This is a genomic window from Microbacterium sp. gxy059, assembly GCF_050958665.1.
Lineage (GTDB): Bacteria > Actinomycetota > Actinomycetes > Actinomycetales > Microbacteriaceae > Microbacterium.
In genome coordinates this window covers 102,115-120,438 of the sequence record NZ_JAMXWT010000003.1, presented here as the reverse complement: position 1 = coordinate 120,438, position 18,324 = coordinate 102,115, and the positions used below count along the sequence as shown (strand labels likewise).

19 protein-coding genes and 1 pseudogene are annotated in these 18,324 nt (G+C 72.5%); 9 read left to right on the top strand and 11 right to left on the bottom strand.

Translation table 11 applies throughout. The features are described 5' to 3' along the window. Positions 1 to 424 precede the first annotated feature (424 nt). A complete protein-coding gene (locus NHL53_RS03535) occupies positions 425 to 925 on the top strand; it encodes a hypothetical protein (RefSeq protein ID WP_433775217.1) in 501 nt (166 codons plus the stop codon). 64 nt (positions 926 to 989) lie between these two features. After that, the gene (gene fdxA / locus NHL53_RS03530; RefSeq protein ID WP_433775215.1) at positions 990 to 1,316 is read left to right on the top strand and encodes a ferredoxin; all 327 of its coding nucleotides are present in this window, start codon (positions 990 to 992) and stop codon (positions 1,314 to 1,316) included. Between the two features lie 19 nt (positions 1,317 to 1,335). Here the strand turns inward: fdxA and NHL53_RS03525 are convergent, their stop codons facing one another. The 3 genes from NHL53_RS03525 to NHL53_RS03515 all read right to left on the bottom strand — a co-directional run bounded on the left by NHL53_RS03525 (position 1,336) and on the right by NHL53_RS03515 (position 4,539). After that, a complete protein-coding gene (locus tag NHL53_RS03525; protein WP_433775213.1) occupies positions 1,336 to 2,334 on the bottom strand; it encodes a proline racemase family protein in 999 nt (332 codons plus the stop codon). Beyond that, positions 2,331 to 3,323: an Ldh family oxidoreductase gene (locus tag NHL53_RS03520; protein ID WP_433775211.1), complete on the bottom strand. Its 993-nt coding sequence runs from the start codon at positions 3,321 to 3,323 to the stop codon at positions 2,331 to 2,333. The genes NHL53_RS03525 and NHL53_RS03520 overlap by 4 nt, the downstream gene beginning before the upstream one ends. 169 nt (positions 3,324 to 3,492) lie before the next feature. Next, complete coding sequence (locus NHL53_RS03515) at positions 3,493 to 4,539, bottom strand: Rv2578c family radical SAM protein (RefSeq protein WP_433775209.1); 1,047 nt, start codon at positions 4,537 to 4,539, stop codon at positions 3,493 to 3,495. Positions 4,540 to 4,607: 68 nt separating this feature from the next. Between NHL53_RS03515 and NHL53_RS03510 the strand changes: the two genes are divergently transcribed. Continuing rightward, on the top strand, positions 4,608 to 5,561 hold the full coding sequence (locus NHL53_RS03510) for a DMT family transporter (protein ID WP_433775206.1): 954 nt from the start codon (positions 4,608 to 4,610) through the stop codon (positions 5,559 to 5,561). A gap of 55 nt (positions 5,562 to 5,616) precedes the next feature. Here NHL53_RS03510 and NHL53_RS03505 read toward each other — a convergent pair whose 3' ends face one another. Beyond that, the gene (locus NHL53_RS03505; RefSeq protein WP_433775204.1) at positions 5,617 to 5,913 is read right to left on the bottom strand and encodes a hypothetical protein; all 297 of its coding nucleotides are present in this window, start codon (positions 5,911 to 5,913) and stop codon (positions 5,617 to 5,619) included. Between the two features lie 162 nt (positions 5,914 to 6,075). Here NHL53_RS03505 and NHL53_RS03500 point away from each other — a divergent pair. Beyond that, a pseudogene (locus NHL53_RS03500) lies at positions 6,076 to 6,423 on the top strand (iron chelate uptake ABC transporter family permease subunit); the annotation flags it as partial. Between the two features lie 126 nt (positions 6,424 to 6,549). Next, entirely contained in the window at positions 6,550 to 7,338 is a 789-nt protein-coding gene (locus NHL53_RS03495; protein ID WP_433775317.1) for an ABC transporter ATP-binding protein, read from the top strand. A 10-nt stretch (positions 7,339 to 7,348) separates the two neighbouring features. Here NHL53_RS03495 and msrB read toward each other — a convergent pair whose 3' ends face one another. After that, a complete protein-coding gene (msrB, locus tag NHL53_RS03490) occupies positions 7,349 to 7,753 on the bottom strand; it encodes a peptide-methionine (R)-S-oxide reductase MsrB (RefSeq protein ID WP_433775202.1) in 405 nt (134 codons plus the stop codon). A 52-nt stretch (positions 7,754 to 7,805) separates the two neighbouring features. On the opposite strand from msrB, the gene NHL53_RS03485 reads away from it, so the two are divergent. The 4 genes from NHL53_RS03485 to groL all read left to right on the top strand — a co-directional run bounded on the left by NHL53_RS03485 (position 7,806) and on the right by groL (position 11,453). Next, positions 7,806 to 8,795 (top strand): DUF2332 family protein, encoded by a 990-nt coding sequence (locus NHL53_RS03485; protein ID WP_433775201.1) that lies wholly within the window; start codon positions 7,806 to 7,808, stop codon positions 8,793 to 8,795. A gap of 50 nt (positions 8,796 to 8,845) precedes the next feature. Further along, positions 8,846 to 9,130, top strand: a complete 285-nt coding sequence (locus NHL53_RS03480; RefSeq protein ID WP_433775199.1) for a DUF3263 domain-containing protein — start codon at positions 8,846 to 8,848, stop codon at positions 9,128 to 9,130. 38 nt (positions 9,131 to 9,168) lie between these two features. Then, positions 9,169 to 9,717: a LytR C-terminal domain-containing protein gene (locus NHL53_RS03475; RefSeq protein WP_433775197.1), complete on the top strand. Its 549-nt coding sequence runs from the start codon at positions 9,169 to 9,171 to the stop codon at positions 9,715 to 9,717. Positions 9,718 to 9,833: 116 nt separating this feature from the next. Beyond that, a complete protein-coding gene (gene groL, locus NHL53_RS03470; protein ID WP_433775195.1) occupies positions 9,834 to 11,453 on the top strand; it encodes a chaperonin GroEL in 1,620 nt (539 codons plus the stop codon). A 64-nt stretch (positions 11,454 to 11,517) separates the two neighbouring features. Here the strand turns inward: groL and NHL53_RS03465 are convergent, their stop codons facing one another. The 6 genes from NHL53_RS03465 to NHL53_RS03440 all read right to left on the bottom strand — a co-directional run bounded on the left by NHL53_RS03465 (position 11,518) and on the right by NHL53_RS03440 (position 18,258). Next, positions 11,518 to 11,805 (bottom strand): WXG100 family type VII secretion target, encoded by a 288-nt coding sequence (locus NHL53_RS03465; RefSeq protein ID WP_433775193.1) that lies wholly within the window; start codon positions 11,803 to 11,805, stop codon positions 11,518 to 11,520. 127 nt (positions 11,806 to 11,932) lie between these two features. Next, the gene (locus NHL53_RS03460; protein ID WP_433775191.1) at positions 11,933 to 13,657 is read right to left on the bottom strand and encodes a sensor histidine kinase; all 1,725 of its coding nucleotides are present in this window, start codon (positions 13,655 to 13,657) and stop codon (positions 11,933 to 11,935) included. Between the two features lie 16 nt (positions 13,658 to 13,673). Continuing rightward, complete coding sequence (locus NHL53_RS03455; protein WP_433775189.1) at positions 13,674 to 14,366, bottom strand: response regulator transcription factor; 693 nt, start codon at positions 14,364 to 14,366, stop codon at positions 13,674 to 13,676. 68 nt (positions 14,367 to 14,434) lie between these two features. Then, a complete protein-coding gene (locus NHL53_RS03450) occupies positions 14,435 to 16,072 on the bottom strand; it encodes a DNA repair helicase XPB (RefSeq protein WP_433775187.1) in 1,638 nt (545 codons plus the stop codon). 225 nt (positions 16,073 to 16,297) lie between these two features. Next, a complete protein-coding gene (locus NHL53_RS03445) occupies positions 16,298 to 17,989 on the bottom strand; it encodes a helicase-associated domain-containing protein (protein ID WP_433775185.1) in 1,692 nt (563 codons plus the stop codon). A gap of 5 nt (positions 17,990 to 17,994) precedes the next feature. Next, positions 17,995 to 18,258 (bottom strand): multidrug ABC transporter ATPase, encoded by a 264-nt coding sequence (locus tag NHL53_RS03440; protein WP_433775183.1) that lies wholly within the window; start codon positions 18,256 to 18,258, stop codon positions 17,995 to 17,997. Positions 18,259 to 18,324 lie beyond the last annotated feature (66 nt).

The window sequence follows — 18,324 nt, the reverse complement described above, 5'->3', positions numbered from 1 at the left end:
GTATGCGGAGGAGACGCGGATGCGGCAGCTGTTCCTGTTCGAGTCGCAGGATCGCGACGGGACGATGCGTCGCATCGGCGGCATCGCAGAGAGCGAGCCCCGCGCCCGAGAGCTCATCCGGCAGCGCGGAGAGAACCCGGGCCGGCTCGTGGAGACGCAGCACGTCGAGGGCGTGAGCGAACAGGCGACGGCGCCGCCCGCCGCGGACCCTTTCTGTCCCGCAGAGCGGAGCGCTCCGCCCGCCGACCCTCGCCCGCAGCCTGTGGAGGCGCCGCGTCCGTCGCCGGAGTCGGCAGCACCGCGCAGCGCGCCCCCGGCGGATCCCGCGTCGAGGATCCCCACCCGGCCGCCGCTCCCGACCGCGGTGCCGAAGCGTCCCGCGGCTGCACCGTCTGTCCCGGCGCCGCACGAGACGAGTGCGCCGGTGGCTCCCGACAGCCCGGCGTCGACGGCGCCGACCGTGTCCACGCCTCCCGGGCCTGTCAGCTCCCACCCGGCGGCCCCTTCCCCGGAGCGTTCTCCCCGTGCGACGAGCTCGGATGACGAGACCGGTTCGAAGATCCCGTCGTGGGGACGCGAGCTCCTCGCACTGGAGCTGTTCGAGCTGGGCGTCGGACTGGAGGACATCGCGGCCTCGGTGGCGACGGATGCGGCGGTGGTCGCTCACGCGCTCGCGCTGCGGATCCTCCAGATGCGTGTGCCCGTTCCCGAGTTCCGTGAGGCGGAGCTCCTCTCCGACGAACGCCGCAGCTCCCTCGCGAAGCTCCACGAGGCGAATCTCGACCTGAAGACCATCGCGGTGGCCAGCAGTGTCTCCGAGGCGACGGTGGTGCTCTCGGTGCTCTTCGCGCCGAATGGGCGCCGCGCGGTCCCCGACGCCGTGCGGGAAGACCTGCGCGAGTGGATCCGTTCCGCAGCCTCCTGAGGCCTCCTCCGCTTGACCTCAACAGCGGTTGAGGTCTTACGATCTCGCTCGGAGAGGAGACGCCGTGACCTATGTGATCGCGCTGCCGTGCGTCGATGTGAAGGACCGCGCGTGCATCGATGAGTGTCCGGTCGACTGCATCTACGAGGGCGAGCGCAGCCTGTACATCCATCCGGATGAGTGCGTGGACTGCGGGGCGTGCGAGCCGGTGTGCCCGGTCGAGGCGATCTACTACGAGGACGATCTGCCTGATGAGTGGCAGGACTACTACAAGGCCAACGTCGAGTTCTTCGACGATCTTGGATCTCCCGGCGGCGCCGCCAAGATGGGCGTGATCCCCAAGGACCACCCGATCATCGCGGCGCTTCCCCCGCAGAGCGCCGACGGCTGATCCCGGGCGCTCGCCCGGATCAGAGGGAGAACCCGGCGGGGAACGGATCGGTCGGGTCGAGCATCTGCTGCGTCGTCGCGGTGATCCACGCCCGGCCGGTGATCGCGGGGACGACGGCGGGGCGACCGGCCACGTCGGTCTCCGAGGCGATGCGCCCCGTGAAGGTCGTGCCGATGAACGACTCGTTGACGAGGGCGTCTCCCGCTCCCATCCGGCCGCGTGCGTGCAGCACCGCCAGCCGCGCGCTCGTCCCGGTGCCGCCGGGGGAGCGGTCGAGCCAGCCCGGCGCGTTGATGAGCGCATGCCGGGTGCGGCGCTCGTCGGATCCGGGCGCCAGCAGCACGACGTGCTCGCATCCCGCGTAGCCCGTGGTCGGATGCACGGGGCGCATCTGCGCGTTCACCGCCGCCATGATGTCGCGCCCCGCGGCGAGGATCCGCTCCGATGCGTCGCGGCGGAAAGGGATCCCGAGGTCGTCGAGGTCGGCGAACGCGTAGAAGTTTCCTCCGAAGCCGATGTCGACGCGCAGCCGGCCGAAGCCCGGCACCTCGAGCTCGGCGTCGAGCGCGTGCGCGTACGAGGCGACGTTCGCGATCGTGACCTCCTCGGCGCGGCCGTCCCGCACCCGCACCTCGGCCGTGATGAGACCGATGGGCGCGTCCAGGCGGATCGTCGTGACGGGCTCCGCGACGGGAACCATGCCGGCCTCGACGAGCGCGGTCGCGACGGCGATCGTGCCCGCTCCGCACATCGGCAGCACGCCCGTCACCTCGATGAACAGCACGCCCCAGTCGGCGTCGGGGCGCGTCGGGGGCTGGAGGATCGCGCCCGACATCCAGGCGGATCCTCGCGGCTCGCACATGAGGAGCGTGCGCAGGTCGTCGGAGTGCGCGGAGAACCACGCGCGTCGCTCGTCCATCGTCTCGCCCGGGATCGGCGGCGCGCCGCCCGTGACGATGCGCACGGGCAGCCCCTCGACGTGCGTGTCGATCGTCTGCAGCATGCGAGTCGCTCTCATTGCTCCTCCTCGGCTCGGCGCGCGGCATCCACGAGCGCCGCGTGCACCCGCGGATCCAGCCGGACCTCCGCAACGGGCTCGCGCCTCCGGGCGAACCGCACGCCGTGCTCGGTCTCGAGGCGCGCGAGGTGCTCCTCCGCCCGCCGGGGATAGTCGTCGTCGAGCGCGCCCGGATCCACGGCGATCAGGAACAGCCCGAGGCGGGGCGACTCCTCGCCCCGGTCGAAGGGAGGGGCGTCGAGCGAGAAGGATCCGCCCGACAGCGCCGCGAGCATCTCGATCATGACCGCGATGTTGGATCCCTTCGGCCCGCCGAACGGCAGCAGGGCGCCCGCGAGGGCCGCGTCGGCGTCGGTCGTCTGCTCGCCGTCGGCGTCGAGCGCCCACCCCTCCGGGATCTGCTCGCCGCGCCGGGCGGCGTCGCGCACCCGCACCCACGCGGTCGCGCTCGCCGCCTGGTCGAACGCGCGAGGGCCGGAGGGGAGCGGCAGGCCGAAGGCGAGCGGGTTCGTGCCCGCGACCGCTGAGCGCGCCCCGGAGAGCGCCATGAGCGGCGAGGAGTTCGCGCACGCGAGCGAGACGAAGCCGCGCTCCGCGAGCCGCACGGCGTAGTCTCCGAGCTCGCCGGCGGCGTACGCACTGCGCACCGAGGCGACCGCGACGCCGCAGTCGATCGCCGCTTCCGCGAGGTCGGGCAGCAGCATCTCGAAGGCGAGCTGGGCCGGGCCCTCGTCGGCGTCCGCGGTGACGATCGCCGAGCGCGTCCGGGCGACGGAGGGGCGGGGATCGCCGTTCAGCCGGCCCGCGCGGAGCGCATCGAGGTAGTCGAGCAGGTGCGCGGCGCCGACCGCGGGCCTGCCGCGTCGCTCCGCCGCGACGGTCGCGGCCGCGAGCACCCGCGCCACCTCCGGGGAGCCGCCGGATCCGCGCACGGCGCGATCGCAGAGGCGTTCGAGGTCGTCGATCGGCAGAAGCGGAGAGGACGTCATCCCCGGCCACGATACCGAGGGACGGTCGTCGTCGGGGTCTGGGCGGGCGCGTGCTCGCCGCGCCTGCGGGAGGCGCCGGCCACAGGAGGAGTCCGAGGTCCTCGCCGGCGCGTGCTCCCCGCGTCTGGGCGAGGGCGCGCCCTGTCGCGCACGGCGACGACCGGGCCGCTCAGAACAGCATCGGCGCGGGCGCCGGTTCGGCGTCCGCGACGAGCGCCCGGCGAGGCGTCGACCGAGTGGGGCGGTCGTCGAGGCCGAGGCGGCGCAGCAGGGGGCGGACGCGCGCGGCCAGCTCGCGGCGATAGGCGACGGGCGCGCTCGCGGTCGACCCCGGGTAGAGGTCGCGGTAGGCGGGAACGAGGTCGGGGCGGTGCTCGCGCAGCCAGGAGAAGAACCAGGGCTTCACGAAGGCGCGCAGGTGGAGAGCGCCGAAGACCACCGACTGCGCGCCGGCGTCGCGGATCCCCTCCAGCAGCCGCGCGAGCTGGGGCGTCGCATCGGTGAGGTGGGGGAGGATCGGCATCACGAACACCCGGGGCGCGAAGCCCGCATCGCGAGCCGCCGCGATCGTCTGCAGCCGCGCGGCGGTGCTCGGCGTTCCCGGCTCGATCGACTGCTGGAGCGCGTGGTCGCCGATCGCGATCGACATCGCGAGATCGACATCGACCTGCTCGCGTGCGCGGGCGAGAAGCGGCAGGTCGCGGCGCAGGAGGCTGCCCTTCGTGAGGATCGAGAAGGGCGTTCCGCTGTCGGCGAGCGCCTCGATGATCCCGGGCATCAGGCGATACCGGCCCTCCGCGCGCTGATACGGATCGGTGTTCGTGCCGAGCGCCACGTGCTCCCGCGTCCACGCCGGACGCGCGAGCTCGCGTCGCAGCACCTCCGCGACGTTGACCTTGACGACGATCTCGGCGTCGAAGTCGCGCCCCGCGTCGAAGTCGAGATAGCGATGGGATCCGCGGGCGAAGCAGTAGACGCAGGCGTGGGAGCACCCCCGGTACGGGTTGACGGTGTGCGAGAAGGGCATCGCCGAGGTCTCCGGCACCCGGTTGAGGGCGCTCTTCGCGAGCACCTCGTGGAAGGCGACGCCGCGGAACTCGGGCGGCCGCACGGTGCGCAGATGGCCGGGCATCGCCGCGACCGCCGCGAGCTCCATGCCCGGCAGGGCTCCGTCCTCGCTCGGGGGATCCGTGACGCTCTGACCGCTCCATCTCATGAGAAGATTCGAACAGATGTTCGATGGATGCGCAAGAGCGTCCTCTCTGCTCGTATCCTCATACGGTCATGGGAATCCCGAGCAGAGGCCGGGCTGGCCTCGCGGTCGGCGTCATCGGCGCCTACCTCGTCGGAGCGCTCACCGCCCTGCAGGCGCGCCTCAACGGCGACCTCGGCGCGGGGCTCGACGACGCCTTCCTCGCGGCCGTCATCTCGTTCGGCTCCGGCCTCGTCATCGTCGCCGCGCTGTCGGCGCTGCTGCCGGCCGGGCGGCAGGGGCTGCGGCGCCTGCGCGAGGGCGTCCGCCGCGGCGCACCCGACCGGATCCCCTGGTGGATGCTCTGCGGAGGCGCCGCGGGGGCCTTCACCGTCACGACCCAGGGCCTCACCGTGGGGGCGATCGGCGTCGCGCTGTTCTCGGTCGGCATGGTCGCCGGGCAGACGGTCGGCGGCCTCGTGCTCGACCGGATGGGCGTCGGCCCGGCGGGCGTCGCGCCCGTCACCGCCCCACGGCTCGTCGGCGCGCTCCTCGTGCTCGCCGCGGTGGTCGTCTCGCTCGGAGGCGACGCGCTCGCGAGCGTCCCGTGGTGGATGCTCGCGCTGCCGTTCGCGGTCGGCGCGGGAGTCGCCTGGCAGACGGCGGTCAACGGCCGCCTGCGGCAGCGGGTCGGATCGGCGCTCGCCGCGACGACCGCGAGCTTCGCGGGCGGCACCGTCCTGCTCGCCGTCGTGGCCGCCGGGAGCGTCCTCGCGAACGGATGGCCGACGTCGTTCCCGACTGAGCCCTGGACCTACGCCGGCGGCCTGCTCGGCGTGATCTACATCTTCACCTCGGCGACGCTCACGCCCCGCACCGGGGTGCTCGTGATGACGGTCGGATCCGTGCTCGGGCTCATCACCTCGTCGATCGCGTACGACCTCATCTGGATCCCCGACGTCCCGACCCCGCCGTGGCGCACGATCGCGATGGCGGCGCTCGCGCTCGGCGGCGTGGCCGCGACGCTCTGGCGGCGCCGGCGCTGAGACGCCGCGCGCCCCGGGGAGCGGTCTCCCCGGGGCGCGCGACGGCGCGGGCGCGTCAGTCGGCCAGCGCCTCCTCGATGAGGGGCACGAGGTTGTCGATCGCGTACTCCTGCGCGCCGACCGTGCTGAGCGAGTAGGCGCTCGACAGGTCGCCGTCGATGACGATCGCGCGGCCGTCCTCGACGGCGGGGATCGCGTTCCACAGCGGGTCGTCCGTGATCTCGGTCGTCTCGATGTAGATCGGGAACGCGACGATGAGGTCGGCGTCGAGGGCGTCGAGCTGCTCGTTCGAGAGCGCGACCGAGAAGCCCAGCGCGTCCGTCTCCATGTCGGCGATCGCGGGGTTCTGCACGAAGCCGAAGCGGGTCAGCAGGTCGACGCGCTCCGTGCCCTCGATGTACGCGCCCCCGCCCTCGCTCGTGCGCGTCGCAGAGCTGACCGTGAGCCCCTCCCACTCGGGGTGCTCACGGCCGTCAACCGCTTCATCATCCTGCGCGCCGAGACCGAGGTGGCGATGTCGGCGTCGATCTGGCAGGCGGGATCCATCTCGCTCGTCACGTGGGGCGAGGTGATCCCCGTCGCCGTCGCGGTGCTCGTCTGCGTCGTCGCGTTGGCGGCGCTCGCGCCGTCGCTGCGCCAGCTGGAGCTCGGCGACGACGCCGCGAAGGCGCACGGCGTGCGCGTCGAGGCGGCGCGGATCCTCCTGCTCGTCGTTGGCGTCGCCCTCACGGCCCTCGTCACGGCGAGCGCGGGGCCCATCGTGTTCGTCTCGCTCGCCGCCCCGCAGGTCGCCCGTCGGCTGTTCGGCGGCCCGGGCATCCCCCTGGCGGGCAGCGCGCTCGTGGGGGCGTTCCTGCTGCTGGCCGCGGACGTCGTCGCGCAGCACGCGCTCCCCGCCGCCGTGCCCGTCGGCATGGTCACGATCCACGATCGTCGTCGGCGGCATCTACCTCATCGCCACTCTCGTCACCCGATCGAGGAGGACCTCGTGACCGAACCCGCCCGGCTGCGGACCCGCGGCGCGACCCTGGGATACGACGGACGCGTCATCTCCCGAGACCTGTCCGTCGGGATCCCCGACCGCTCGTCCACCGCGATCATCGGCCCGAACGCGTGCGGCAAGTCCACGCTCCTGCGGGGTCTCTCGCGGCTGCTCGCCCCGTCGGCGGGGGAGGCCGTGCTCGACGGCAAGGTGCTCGCGTCGTACCGTCCGAAGGAGTTCGCCCGGGCGGTCGGGCTGCTGCCGCAGACGTCGATCGCGCCCGAGGGCATCTCGGTGCGCGACCTCGTCGCGCGCGGACGCTTCCCCCACCAGGGGCTGATCCGCCAGTGGACGGCCCGCGACGAGGAGGCGGTCGCGGAGGCCATGGCCGCGACGCACCTCTCCGACTTCGCGGCCCGCGGCGTGCACGAGCTGTCCGGCGGTCAGCGGCAGCGGGTGTGGACGGCGATGGCCCTCGCGCAGGAGACGTCGATCCTGCTGCTCGACGAGCCCACGACGTATCTCGACATCGCGCACCAGTACGACCTCATGGACCTCCTCTCGGCCCTGCACCGCGACGGGCGGACGATCGTCGCCGTGCTGCACGATCTCGCCCACGCCGCCCGCTACGCGACGCACCTCATCGCGATGAAGGACGGCCGCGTCGTCGCGGAGGGGGCGCCGCGCGACGTGCTCACGGCCGACCTCGTCGAGGAGGTCTTCGAACTCGCGTGCCTCGTGATCGAGGATCCGCTCACCGGCACGCCGCTCGTGGTCCCGCGTCCCCGCTCCTGACGCGGCGCGGTCAGCTCTCCTCGGGCGCGAAGTCGAGCGAGAGCGAGTTCATGCAGTAGCGATCCCCCGTGGGCGTGCCGAAGCCGTCGGGGAACACGTGGCCGAGGTGCGACCCGCACCGGGCGCACCGCACCTCGGTGCGCCGCATCCCGAGGCTGTCGTCGTCGAGCAGCTCGACCGCCTCGGGGCGCACCGACTCGTAGAAGCTCGGCCATCCGCAGTGCGAGTCGAACTTCGTGCCGCTGCGGAAGAGCTCCGCGCCGCACGCGGCGCAGGTGTAGAGCCCCGCGCGGTGCTCGTCGAGGAGGTCGCCCGTCCAGGCCCGCTCCGTGCCCGCCTCGCGCAGCACCGCGTACTGCTCGGGCGTCAGCTCGGCGCGCCACTCGTCCTCGGACCTCTCCACCTCGTAACCCATGGCCTCAGGATACGTCCGCGGGGGAGGGCGGGGCTCGGGTTGAATGGGGGGCATGACGGATCCCCTCCCCGCCGGCCGCGACGTCGCCGAGCGGTACGCGCGGTTCGCGCGCGACGAGGCGCCCGGCCGCAGCGCGATCTACGCGGAGTGGGCTCACGGGGTCGCGGAGGATCCCGCGATGCAGCGCCTCCTCGCGCCCCTCGCCTCCCCGCACCGGCAGCCGCCGGTCGTGTTCGCGGTGACGCGGATGCTCGGCGCCCCGCTCGCGGGCTACGACGTCTGGGCGGCGTTCGTGCGGGAGCGCGCCGATGAGGTGATCGCCGAGTGCGCCGAGCGCACCACCCAGACGAACGAGCCGCTGCGCTGCGCGGCGCTCCTCGCCGCTCTCGAGCGGATCCCCGGTCCGATCGCGCTGCTCGAGGTCGGAGCGTCGGCAGGGCTGTGCCTGTTCCCCGACCGGTTCTCGTATCGGTTCCGCGCGGGCGACGCCTGCGCGGCGGCCGACCCCGCGGACGGGGCGAGCAGCGTGACGCTCGCGTGCGAGCTGCGCGGGGGACAGCCCGCGCCCGCCGGATCCCCGGAGATCGTGTGGAGGGGCGGCATCGATCCGCAGCCGCGCGACGCGGCGGATCCGCGCGATCGGGCGTGGATCGAGGGCCTCGTCTGGCCGGGGGAGACGGCCAGAGCCGCCCGGATCGCCGCGGCGCTCGACATCGTCGCCGCCGATCCGCCGCACCTCGTCGCGGGGGACGCCGCGGAGCCGGGAGCGCTGGAGGCGCTCGCGTCGCGGGCTCCCTCCGACGCGACGCTCGTCGTCACCACTCCCGGCGTGCTCCCGCACATCCCCCGCGCGGGTCGCGAGCGCCTCATCGAGACGATCCGCTCGCTCGACGCGCGCTGGATCACGCTCGACGCCCCGCGGCTGCACGACGCGTGGACGCGGCCGATCGATCCCGACTCCTGGCCCGGCTTCGCGCTCGCGCTCGACGGCGATCCCATCGCGGCCGCCGACCCGCTCGGGTCGTGGCTCGCCCGCGTGTGATCGGGGCGTGTCTCGGCGGGCGCCCAGCGCGCCGGGGCTAGCCTGACGCCATGGAGCGACAGGCCGGAGAGTCCCGAGAATCTGCGCCGCGCGGCGGCCTCGACGAGACGGCGCGCGCCATCCTCGCCCTCGAAGCCGAGTGGCCCCGGTACAGCGGCGCGAAGGAGGAGGAGATCCGGTCGCGCCTCGGCCTTCCGCCCGCCCGCTACTACCAGCTGCTCGGCCGGCTCGTCGACGATCCCGACGCGCTCGCGGCGGAGCCGCTGCTCATCGGGCGGCTGCGGCGGCTGCGCGAGCGGCGCTCCGCGCACCGCTCGCGTCTGCTCGCGACATGACGCCCGCCTCGTCGGCCCGCCCGGTTACGATGTCCCGGATGTCCGAGCCCACCTTCCCGCGCGATCGCTTCGACGACCTGCCGCACGATCCCGACCGCGTCGGCGCGCACCGCGCGCCGCGCCCCCGCTACGGCTGGGTCGTGGCTCTGCTGTGGTGGCTGCTCGCGGTCGCCGTGCTCACGGGCGCCGGGATCCTCGCCTTCATCGTCATGTCGCAGAACGACGTGCCGCTCCCCGTCTCGCGCCCGACGCAGGAGGCGCCCGCCGAGGTCGAGCCCGTCGTGGATCCGTCGATCCCCGTCCTGCTGTTCAACGGCGCCGGGGACGAGGTCACGCTCGACGGCATGGAGGAGCAGCTCTACGCGGAGGGGTGGGCGGACGCCGACGTGCTCACCGCCGTGGACGACAGGGACATCCCCGCGACGAGCGTCTTCTACATCTCCGAGGACCAGGAGGCCGCCGCGCGCGGCGTCGCGCAGGTGCTCGGCATCGAGAGCGTCGTGCTGGATCCCGAGTTCGCGTCGGTGAACTCGGACGGCGTCACGGTGCTCGTCGGCCTCGATCGGTGCGACGCGCCCGCCGAGTGAGCCGGATCCCTCCCGGAGGTTTGCACTCGCGGGGGTCGAGTGCCAGAATGCTTTTAGCACTCGGCTCGTCTGAGTGCTAAAGACCACACGCCTACGTCCGGGAGGGACGACAACACATGGCAAAGATGATCGCTTTCGACGAGGAGGCCCGCCGCGGCCTCGAGCGCGGCCTCAACACGCTGGCCGACGCCGTCAAGGTGACGCTCGGCCCGCGCGGCCGCAACGTCGTGCTCGAGAAGAAGTGGGGCGCTCCCACCATCACGAACGACGGTGTGTCGATCGCCAAGGAGATCGAGCTCGACGACCCGTACGAGAAGATCGGCGCGGAGCTCGTCAAGGAGGTCGCCAAGAAGACCGACGACGTCGCCGGCGACGGCACGACGACCGCGACCGTTCTGGCCCAGGCGCTCGTGCGCGAGGGCCTGCGCAACGTCGCGGCCGGCGCCGACCCGATCAGCCTCAAGCGCGGCATCGAGAAGGCCGTCCAGGCCGTCACCGCCGAGCTGCTCGAGAACGCCAAGGAGATCGAGTCGAAGGCGGAGATCGGCGCGACCGCATCGATCTCGGCTGCCGACCCCGAGATCGGCGCGCTCATCGCCGAGGCCATCGACAAGGTGGGCAAGGAGGGCGTCGTCACGGTCGAGGAGGCCCAGGCCTTCGGCACCGAGCTCGAGCTCACCGAGGGAATGCGCTTCGACAAGGGCTACCTCAACCCGTACTTCGTCACGGACCCGGAGCGCCAGGAGGCCGTCTTCGAGGACCCGTACATCCTCATCGCGAACCAGAAGATCTCGAACATCAAGGATCTCCTGCCGGTCGTCGACAAGGTGATCCAGTCGGGCAAGGAGCTCGTCATCATCGCCGAGGACGTCGAGGGCGAGGCTCTCGCGACGCTCGTGCTCAACAAGATCCGCGGCATCTTCAAGTCGGTCGCCGTCAAGGCCCCCGGCTTCGGCGACCGCCGCAAGGCCCAGCTGCAGGACATCGCGATCCTCACGGGCGGCCAGGTCATCACCGAGGAGGTCGGCCTCAAGCTCGAGAACACCGAGCTCGAGCTGCTCGGCCGCGCGCGCAAGGTCATCGTCACGAAGGACGAGACGACGATCGTCGAGGGTGCGGGCGACGCCGGCCAGATCGAGGGTCGGGTCACGCAGATCCGTCGCGAGATCGAGGCGACCGACAGCGACTACGACCGCGAGAAGCTCCAGGAGCGTCTCGCGAAGCTCGCCGGCGGCGTGGCCGTCATCAAGGCGGGCGCCGCGACCGAGGTCGAGCTGAAGGAGCGCAAGCACCGCATCGAGGACGCCGTGCGCAACGCGAAGGCGGCCGTCGAGGAGGGCATCGTCCCCGGCGGCGGCGTGGCGCTGCTGCAGGCCGCGACCACGGCCTTCGAGAAGCTCGAGCTCGTGGGCGACGAGGCGACCGGTGCGCGCATCGTCCGCGTCGGCATCGAGGCTCCGCTCAAGCAGATCGCGCTCAACGCCGGCCTCGAGCCGGGCGTCGTCGCGGCGAAGGTCGCCGAGCTCCCCTCGGGTCAGGGCCTCAACGCCGCCACGGGCGAGTACGTCGACATGCTGTCGGCCGGCATCATCGACCCGGCGAAGGTCACCCGCTCGGCGCTGCAGAACGCCGCGTCGATCGCGGGCCTGTTCCTCACGACCGAGGCGGTCGTCGCCGACAAGCCGGAGCCCGCGGCCGCGCCCGCCGGCCCCGAGGCCGGTGGCATGGACTTCTGATCCAGCCCCTCGCACGAAGGCCCCTCGTCCTCCGGGACGAGGGGCCTTCTGCCGTCTCGGGGCCTCAGCGGAACATGCGGGACATGTCGGCCTCGACCATCTCGTAGCCGGTGCCCGCGGTCGTCAGGCGGTGGGTGAGGGATTCGAGGGCGTGCTCCACCTGGGAGTGCAGGGCGTGCCACTCGGCGACGAGGCTCTGGAAGCCGGCCGAGGCGCCGCCCTGCCAGGTGCCCTCGAGGGCGTGCACCTTGCCGAGGAGGAAGGCGACCTCGTGGCGCAGCCGCTCGGCGGAGGCCGTCACGTCGGCGCTGACCGCGAGGATGTGGCCGGTGTCGACCTGGAAGGTGGTCATGGGGGGGGCTCCTTTCGTGGGGTTGATCCCACGCTAGGAGCGGGCCGCCCGGGCGGCGGTCGCGGGATCCCCGATCCTCAGATGGATCCGGCGTCCCTGCCCCTGTGGAGACGGGGTCGCGGGCGGCTCAGAGCTCCTCGGCCTCGCGCAGCTCCCACGCGGTCGGCTCCGCGAGCGGGAACGCCACCTGGAAGGTCGCCCCTCCGCCCGGCGTCTCGAACACCGACACGGCGCCGTCGAGGTTCTCCACGATCGACGCCACGATCGCAAGCCCCAGGCCGCTGCCGCCCGTCTCGCGGGTGCGCGACGTGTCTGCCCGCCAGAACCGCTGGAAGATCTTGCGGCGGATCTCCTCGGGGATCCCCTCGCCGTGGTCGATGACGGCGATCCACCCCATCTGCCGCTCGGGGTCGACGCCCACCTCGAGCTCGATCGACGTCTCCGGCGGGCTGTACCGCCGCGCGTTGCCGAGCAGGTTCGCGATGACCTGCTGGATCTTCTCCTCGGACCCGCGCACGACCGGCGGCACGTCCACGGCGCGCCCGTGCTCCGGCTCGGAGAAGTCGAGCGGCTCGACCGGCGGCGCGTCGGCCTTCCTGCGCCGCGACCTGCCTCCCGACCCCCACCCGATCAGGCGCAGGACGCTCGTCTCGGTCGCGGGCTCCGCGGGGGCCTCGTCCTGCTTCTCCGGGCGCGCCGGGGGAGCGGTGGGGGAGACGATCGTGATGGGGCCCGTGAGGGGCTCCACCGTGTTGTCGTGCACGGTCACCTGCCGCGACGGATCCGCGGCGCGGACGTCGAGCGCCGCGTCGCGCGCGATGCGCCGCAGGTCGACGTCGGAGATCTCGAGCTCCCGACGCTCGTCGAGGCGGGCCAGCGCCAGCAGATCCTCGACGAGGGAGGTCATGCGCTTGGCCTCCTTCTCGATGCGCTCCATCGCCTTGGCCGTGTCCTCCTCTCCCTGGATCGCGCCCATCCGGTACAGCTCGGCGTAGCCGCGCACGCTGACGAGCGGCGTGCGGAGCTCGTGGCTCGCGTCGCCGATGAAGCGGCGCATCTTCTCGACCGCCTCGTCGCGCTCCGTGAACGACGCGTCGAGCCGGTCGAGCATCGTGTTGATGGCGATCTTGAGCCGTCCCACCTCGGTCGTCGGCTCGATGTCGTCCATGCGCTGCGAGAAGTCGCCCTGCGCGATCGTCATCGCCGTCTCCTCGACCTGGCCGAGGCGGCGGAACGCGAGGGTCACGAGCAGGCGCGTGACGAGCGCGCCGAGGATGACCGTCAGCAGCGACATCGTCGTGAAGATGCCGATGTAGGAGGAGACGAACGACTCGGCCTGGGTGAGCGGCATCGCCACGAGCTGCGTGACGAGGGCTCCGCCGGTGCCGCGGTCGACCTGCTTCGTCGAGACGACGGCGTGGTACTCGGCGCCGCTCAGCGTCTCGAGCTGGAGGATGCTGCCCTGGTTGAGCACGGTGTCCTGCACCGTGATCGTCGTCGGGAAGAGCGGATCCTGCGCGCCCGGATGTCCGCCGGCGGTCGCGAGGAGGTCGCCGCGGGCGCTGTAGACGGCGACGATGTACTCCGTCTGGGGAGCGGGGGATTTGGCGTGGAACGTCAGCTCGCCGTCGGCCTCCTCGACGTCGAAGACCGTCTCCCAGACGTTCGTCCCCGACAGCTGCTCGAGCGACGAGTCGATGTTCGTCATGAGCATCGTTCGCAGCAGCGGAGCGGATCCGAACCCCGCGGCGAGCAGCCCCACGGCGAGCAGGCCGACGGTGACGCCGGTGATCTTGGCACGCAGGCTCGTGCGACGCCACCAGCGGGTCAGGGCGTCGGAACGCACGCTCATGCGCGTCGGCTGCCGGTCAGACCTTGTCGACCTTCAGCATGTAGCCGAACCCGCGCTTCGTCTGGATGAGCGACTCGGAGGCGTGCGGATCGATCTTGCGGCGCAGGTACGAGATGTAGCTCTCGACGATCCCCGCGTCGCCGTTGAAGTCGTACTCCCACACGTGGTCGAGGATCTGGGCCTTCGACAGCACGCGGTTGGGGTTGAGCATGAGGTAGCGCAGCAGCTTGAACTCGGTGGGGCTGAGGTCGATCGCGGTGTCGCCGACGTAGACGTCGTGCGTGTCCTGATCCATCGTCAGCTCGCCGGCGCGGATGACCGACTCCTCCTCGTCGCTCTGCATCGTGCGGCGCAGGACCGCCTGGATGCGGGCGACGATCTCGTCGAGGCTGAAGGGCTTCGTGACGTAGTCGTCTCCGCCGACGTTGAGGCCCTTGATCTTGTCGTCGGTCTCGTCCTTCGCCGTGAGGAAGATGATCGGCGCCGTGTAGCCGGCGTCGCGCAGGCGCTTCGTCACGCTGAAGCCGTTCATGTCGGGGAGCATGACGTCGAGCACGATGAGGTCGGGCTCCTCCTCCAGCACGGCGGAGATGGTCTGCGCCCCGTTGATGACGGTCCTCACCTGGAAACCCGCGAAGCGCAGGCTCTGCGAGAGCAGATCGCGGATGTTCGGCTCGTCGTCCACAACGAGAATGCGCGGTGCAGTCATGACCCCATTATGTCGACGATCTGGCGTTCTGTCGCGATTTTCCCGCGCGGATCCTCAGATCGGCTCCGTCAGGCCGCCTCGGCGCCCGCGTCGAGGATCGTGTAGCTGTAGCCCTGCTCGGCGAGGAAGCGCTGACGGTTCTGCGCGAACTCCTGATCGACCGTGTCGCGGGCGATGAGCGTGTAGAAGCTCGCCGTGTGGTCGCTCTTCTTGGGCCGCAGCAGGCGGCCGAGCCGCTGCGCCTCCTCCTGGCGCGAGCCGAAGGATCCGGACACCTGGATCGCGACCGACGCCTCGGGCAGGTCGACGGAGAAGTTCGCGACCTTCGAGACGACGAGCAGCCCGAGGGAGCCCTGGCGGAAGGCGCCGAACAGCTCCTCGCGCTCGTCGACGGGCGTGGATCCCGTGATCTTGGGGGCGTCGAGGGCGGCGCTCAGCTCGTCGAGCTGGTCGAGGTACTGGCCGATGACGAGGATCTGCTCGCCGGGGTGGCGGGCGGCGATCTCGCGCACCGCGTCGATCTTCGCGGGCGCGGTGGCCGCGATGCGGTAGCGCTCGTCGTCGGCCGCCGCCGCGTACTCGAGACGATCGGACGGGGGGAGGTCGATGCGCACCTCGTAGCACGCGGCGGGGGAGATGTAGCCCTGCTCCTCGATCTCCTTCCACGGCGCGTCGAAGCGCTTGGGGCCGATGAGGCTGAACACGTCTCCCTCGCGCCCGTCCTCGCGCACGAGCGTGGCCGTGAGGCCGAGGCGGCGCCTGGCCTGCAGGTCGGCCGTGAGCTTGAACACCGGCGCGGGCAGGAGGTGCACCTCGTCGTAGACGATGAGGCCCCAGTCGAGCGCGTCGAGCACGTCGAGGTGCGCGTACCGGCCCTTCCGCTTGGCCGTGAGGATCTGGTAGGTCGCGATCGTGACGGGCCTGATCTCCTTGACCTGCCCCGAGTACTCGCCGACCTCCTCCTCCGTGAGGGTCGTGCGGGCGAGCAGCTCGTCGCGCCACTGGCGGGCCGAGACGGTGTTCGTCACGAGGATGAGGGTCGTGGTCTTCGTCGCGGCCATCGCGGCCGCGCCCACGAGCGTCTTGCCCGCGCCGCAGGGGAGCACCACGACGCCGGATCCGTCTGCGGAGAACGTGTCGACGGCCTGCTGCTGGTAGGGCCGCAGCTCCCAGTCGTCCTCCTCGAGGGCGATCTCGTGCGGGGTGCCGGGGGTGTACCCGGCGAGATCCTCCGCCGGCCAGCCGACCTTCAGCAGCTCCTGCTTGATCTGCCCGCGCGCCCACGCGTCGATGACGTGCGCCTCGCCGCGGCGCCCGACGAGCAGCGGGGAGATGCGCTTGTTGCGCGTGACCTCCGCCAGGACGGCCGGATCGGTCGAGCGCAGCAGCAGCTCGCCCTCGTCGTCGCGCTCGATCGTGAGGCGGCCGTAGCGCTCGACCGTCTCGCGCAGGTCGGTCGACACCGACGGCGGCACGGGGAAGCGGGTCCACCGATCGAGGGTGCCGAGCATCTCGTCCGCCGTGTGGCCCGCGGCGCGGGCGTTCCACAGCCCGAGGCGCGTGATGCGGTACGTGTGGATGTGCTCGGGGGCGCGCTCGAGCTCCGCGAACACGGCGAGCTCGTGCCGCGCCGCGGTCGCGTCGGGGTGCGCGACCTCGAGCAGCACCGTTCGGTCGCTCTGGACGATCAGGGGGCCATCAGCCATAGCGGACGAGTCTACCGATGCGCGGCGAAGGACGGCCCGCCTCGCCTCCGATCCCTGACGGCCCTCCCTGATTCTCGTCCGTCTCGTCTCGGCCCCGGTTGCCCGTCTCGCCGCCCCTGCTCGCGAGCGGCGCAGGAATCCGCGAGCGGCGCAGATATCCGGCCTCATCTCTGCGCCGCTCGTGAGGATCTGCGCCACTCGCGAGCCCGGGGCCGAGGAAGAGCGTCAGCCGTCGAGGCGGAGGGCGCGGATGAGCGAGATCGGGAGCGTGCGCTCGACGTCGGCGGCCGGATCGCGTCCGCGCAGGCGGCCCCCTCCGATCCCTGTCGCCTCCAGCACGAGCGTGCGGATCTCGCCTCCGGGCATCTCCACGTCGACCGAGACGATCGCCCGCTCCCGCACGGCCTGATCGAGCTCGCGCTCGAGCCACGCCCTGTCATCTCCCGCGCCGCTGTCGGCGCGCAGGCGCGCGATCAGCTCCGCGTACCGGGAGGCCGGCTGGGGGTCGTCCGCCACCTGGTGCCGCGGCGCCGTGACGGGGCGGCCGTCCTCGTCGATCGCGATCGCGGGGTAGCGGGCGTCGGCCAGGGTCCAGAGCACGACGTCGCGCGGCGCCCGCGTGCGCAGCAGGCGGTCGTCGGCGACGAGCGCGAGCGCCGACAGCGACTGATCGACGGCGATCGTGCGCAGCAGGTCGTGGTCGGGGCTCGAGACGACGGTGTGCCCGGTCGTGGGATCCAGCGACACCCGCACCAGCCCGTAGCGCGTCGCCTGGCGCTCCACGAGGTACGACAGCGGCTGCGGCACTCCGGTCAGCGACACCTCGGAGAGGAACGACAGGATGCCCTCCGCGGTCTCCCCCGTCTGCAGCGCGCGAGCCAGCGAGGACTCGGTGAAGCGGTACGTCGAGGCCTGGGCGTGCGACTCGCGGACCGCCATCCCGCGCAGTCGCACGTCGTGGTGCGCCGCGAGGGGGCCGGGGCTGATCGCCGTCAGGTCGTTCTGCAGGAAGATGCGGTCGACCTCCGGCGGCAGGAGGGCCACGAGCGGAGCGGGATCCGGGTCGTCGCCGCGCCGCAGGGGAGCGGCCCAGGCGGGCTCCGACTGCTCCTCGCAGCGGCCGACGAGCCCCAGGACGCGGGCGAACTCGATCCACGCGGCGGCCTTGGCCGGCCACGTCTCGTCGAGCGGGTAGGCGTCCGGCCAGCGGGCGGGGGCGATCCAGCCGCCCTCGGCGGTGCGCAGCCCGGCGGGCAGCGCGTCGCGGAACCGCCTGGCCAGCTCGGCCCACCGGTCGGGCGTGGCCAGCCGCACCCAGGCGGCGCCCGATCGGGTGACGAGGATGCGCCGGTCCTCCGCGCGCAGCAGCCCGATCGCGCGGGCCGCGCGCACGAGCAGATCGATCTCGTCGGGAGAGGAGGCCACACCCGCCTCGACGAGGCGCCGGCGCTCGGCGGCGCCGAGCGATCCGGACCCCACGCGGGCGAGCGGCGCGGCATGCGCGCCGATGAGGAGGTCGGCGAGGGACGAGAGCGTCGTGAAGGCGCGCTCGGCGGCGTGCGCGGCCTCCTCGTCCGACGCCGGAGGGGGATCCGCGGGATCCGCACGGGCGAATACGCGTCCGCCGAGCGCCTCGGCCACCGCCGGCAGCGGGCGCCCGTCGTCGTCGGCGAGCGCGAGGGCGTCGAGACCCGCGGGGCCCGTCAGGTCGGCGAGCTCGTCCCGGGACAGCGTCGAGAGCGCCTGGCGCACGGCGGTCTCGTCGAGGAGCGCCTCCGCGATGTCGAAGAAGTCCCGCCAGCCGGAGGCGAGAGGGCCGGTCGGCGAGATGCGGCGCGCGGCGAGGAGGCTCGCGATCTCGCGGTCGCTCGCGGCCGAGAGCCGGCGGGCGAGAGTCCTGGCCGTCGAGCCGTCCATGAGCGTCAGCCCTTCGCGGACCGGCTCCGGCGCACGAAGCTCGTGATGAGCAGCGCGAGCAGCAGCGCGAACGCCACCACGGGCCCGACCATCTGCACGACGAACACCGTCGGCCACAGGCCCGTCGAGTAGTCGTCGACGCCGACGGCTCCGGCGATCATCACGCTCGCGAAGCAGACGATCGAGAGGGCGAGGATGCCGAGCGACGAGAAGGCGAGGGCCCTGTCGATCCAGCGGACGACGGGGGCGTCATCGGAATTCGTGCTCATCGCGCCCACTCTACTCCGGGGGGCCTCCGCGGCGGGGCGGGCGATAGAATGGGCGGGGGGACCGGA

Excerpts from the sequence above, each read along its gene's own strand:
- NHL53_RS03450 (WP_433775187.1), bottom strand. The coding sequence starts at position 16,072 with ATGGCTGATGGCCCCCTGATCGTCCAGAGCGACCGAACGGTGCTGCTC.
- NHL53_RS03460 (WP_433775191.1), bottom strand. The coding sequence starts at position 13,657 with ATGAGCGTGCGTTCCGACGCCCTGACCCGCTGGTGGCGTCGCACGAGC.
- NHL53_RS03455 (WP_433775189.1), bottom strand. The coding sequence starts at position 14,366 with ATGACTGCACCGCGCATTCTCGTTGTGGACGACGAGCCGAACATCCGC.
- NHL53_RS03475 (WP_433775197.1), top strand. The coding sequence starts at position 9,169 with ATGTCCGAGCCCACCTTCCCGCGCGATCGCTTCGACGACCTGCCGCAC.
- NHL53_RS03480 (WP_433775199.1), top strand. The coding sequence starts at position 8,846 with ATGGAGCGACAGGCCGGAGAGTCCCGAGAATCTGCGCCGCGCGGCGGC.
- NHL53_RS03440 (WP_433775183.1), bottom strand. The coding sequence starts at position 18,258 with ATGAGCACGAATTCCGATGACGCCCCCGTCGTCCGCTGGATCGACAGG.
- NHL53_RS03510 (WP_433775206.1), top strand. The coding sequence starts at position 4,608 with ATGGGAATCCCGAGCAGAGGCCGGGCTGGCCTCGCGGTCGGCGTCATC.
- NHL53_RS03525 (WP_433775213.1), bottom strand. The coding sequence starts at position 2,334 with ATGAGAGCGACTCGCATGCTGCAGACGATCGACACGCACGTCGAGGGG.
- groL (WP_433775195.1), top strand. The coding sequence starts at position 9,834 with ATGGCAAAGATGATCGCTTTCGACGAGGAGGCCCGCCGCGGCCTCGAG.
- NHL53_RS03445 (WP_433775185.1), bottom strand. The coding sequence starts at position 17,989 with ATGGACGGCTCGACGGCCAGGACTCTCGCCCGCCGGCTCTCGGCCGCG.
- NHL53_RS03520 (WP_433775211.1), bottom strand. The coding sequence starts at position 3,323 with ATGACGTCCTCTCCGCTTCTGCCGATCGACGACCTCGAACGCCTCTGC.
- NHL53_RS03465 (WP_433775193.1), bottom strand. The coding sequence starts at position 11,805 with ATGACCACCTTCCAGGTCGACACCGGCCACATCCTCGCGGTCAGCGCC.
- NHL53_RS03485 (WP_433775201.1), top strand. The coding sequence starts at position 7,806 with ATGACGGATCCCCTCCCCGCCGGCCGCGACGTCGCCGAGCGGTACGCG.
- NHL53_RS03515 (WP_433775209.1), bottom strand. The coding sequence starts at position 4,539 with ATGAGATGGAGCGGTCAGAGCGTCACGGATCCCCCGAGCGAGGACGGA.
- msrB (WP_433775202.1), bottom strand. The coding sequence starts at position 7,753 with ATGGGTTACGAGGTGGAGAGGTCCGAGGACGAGTGGCGCGCCGAGCTG.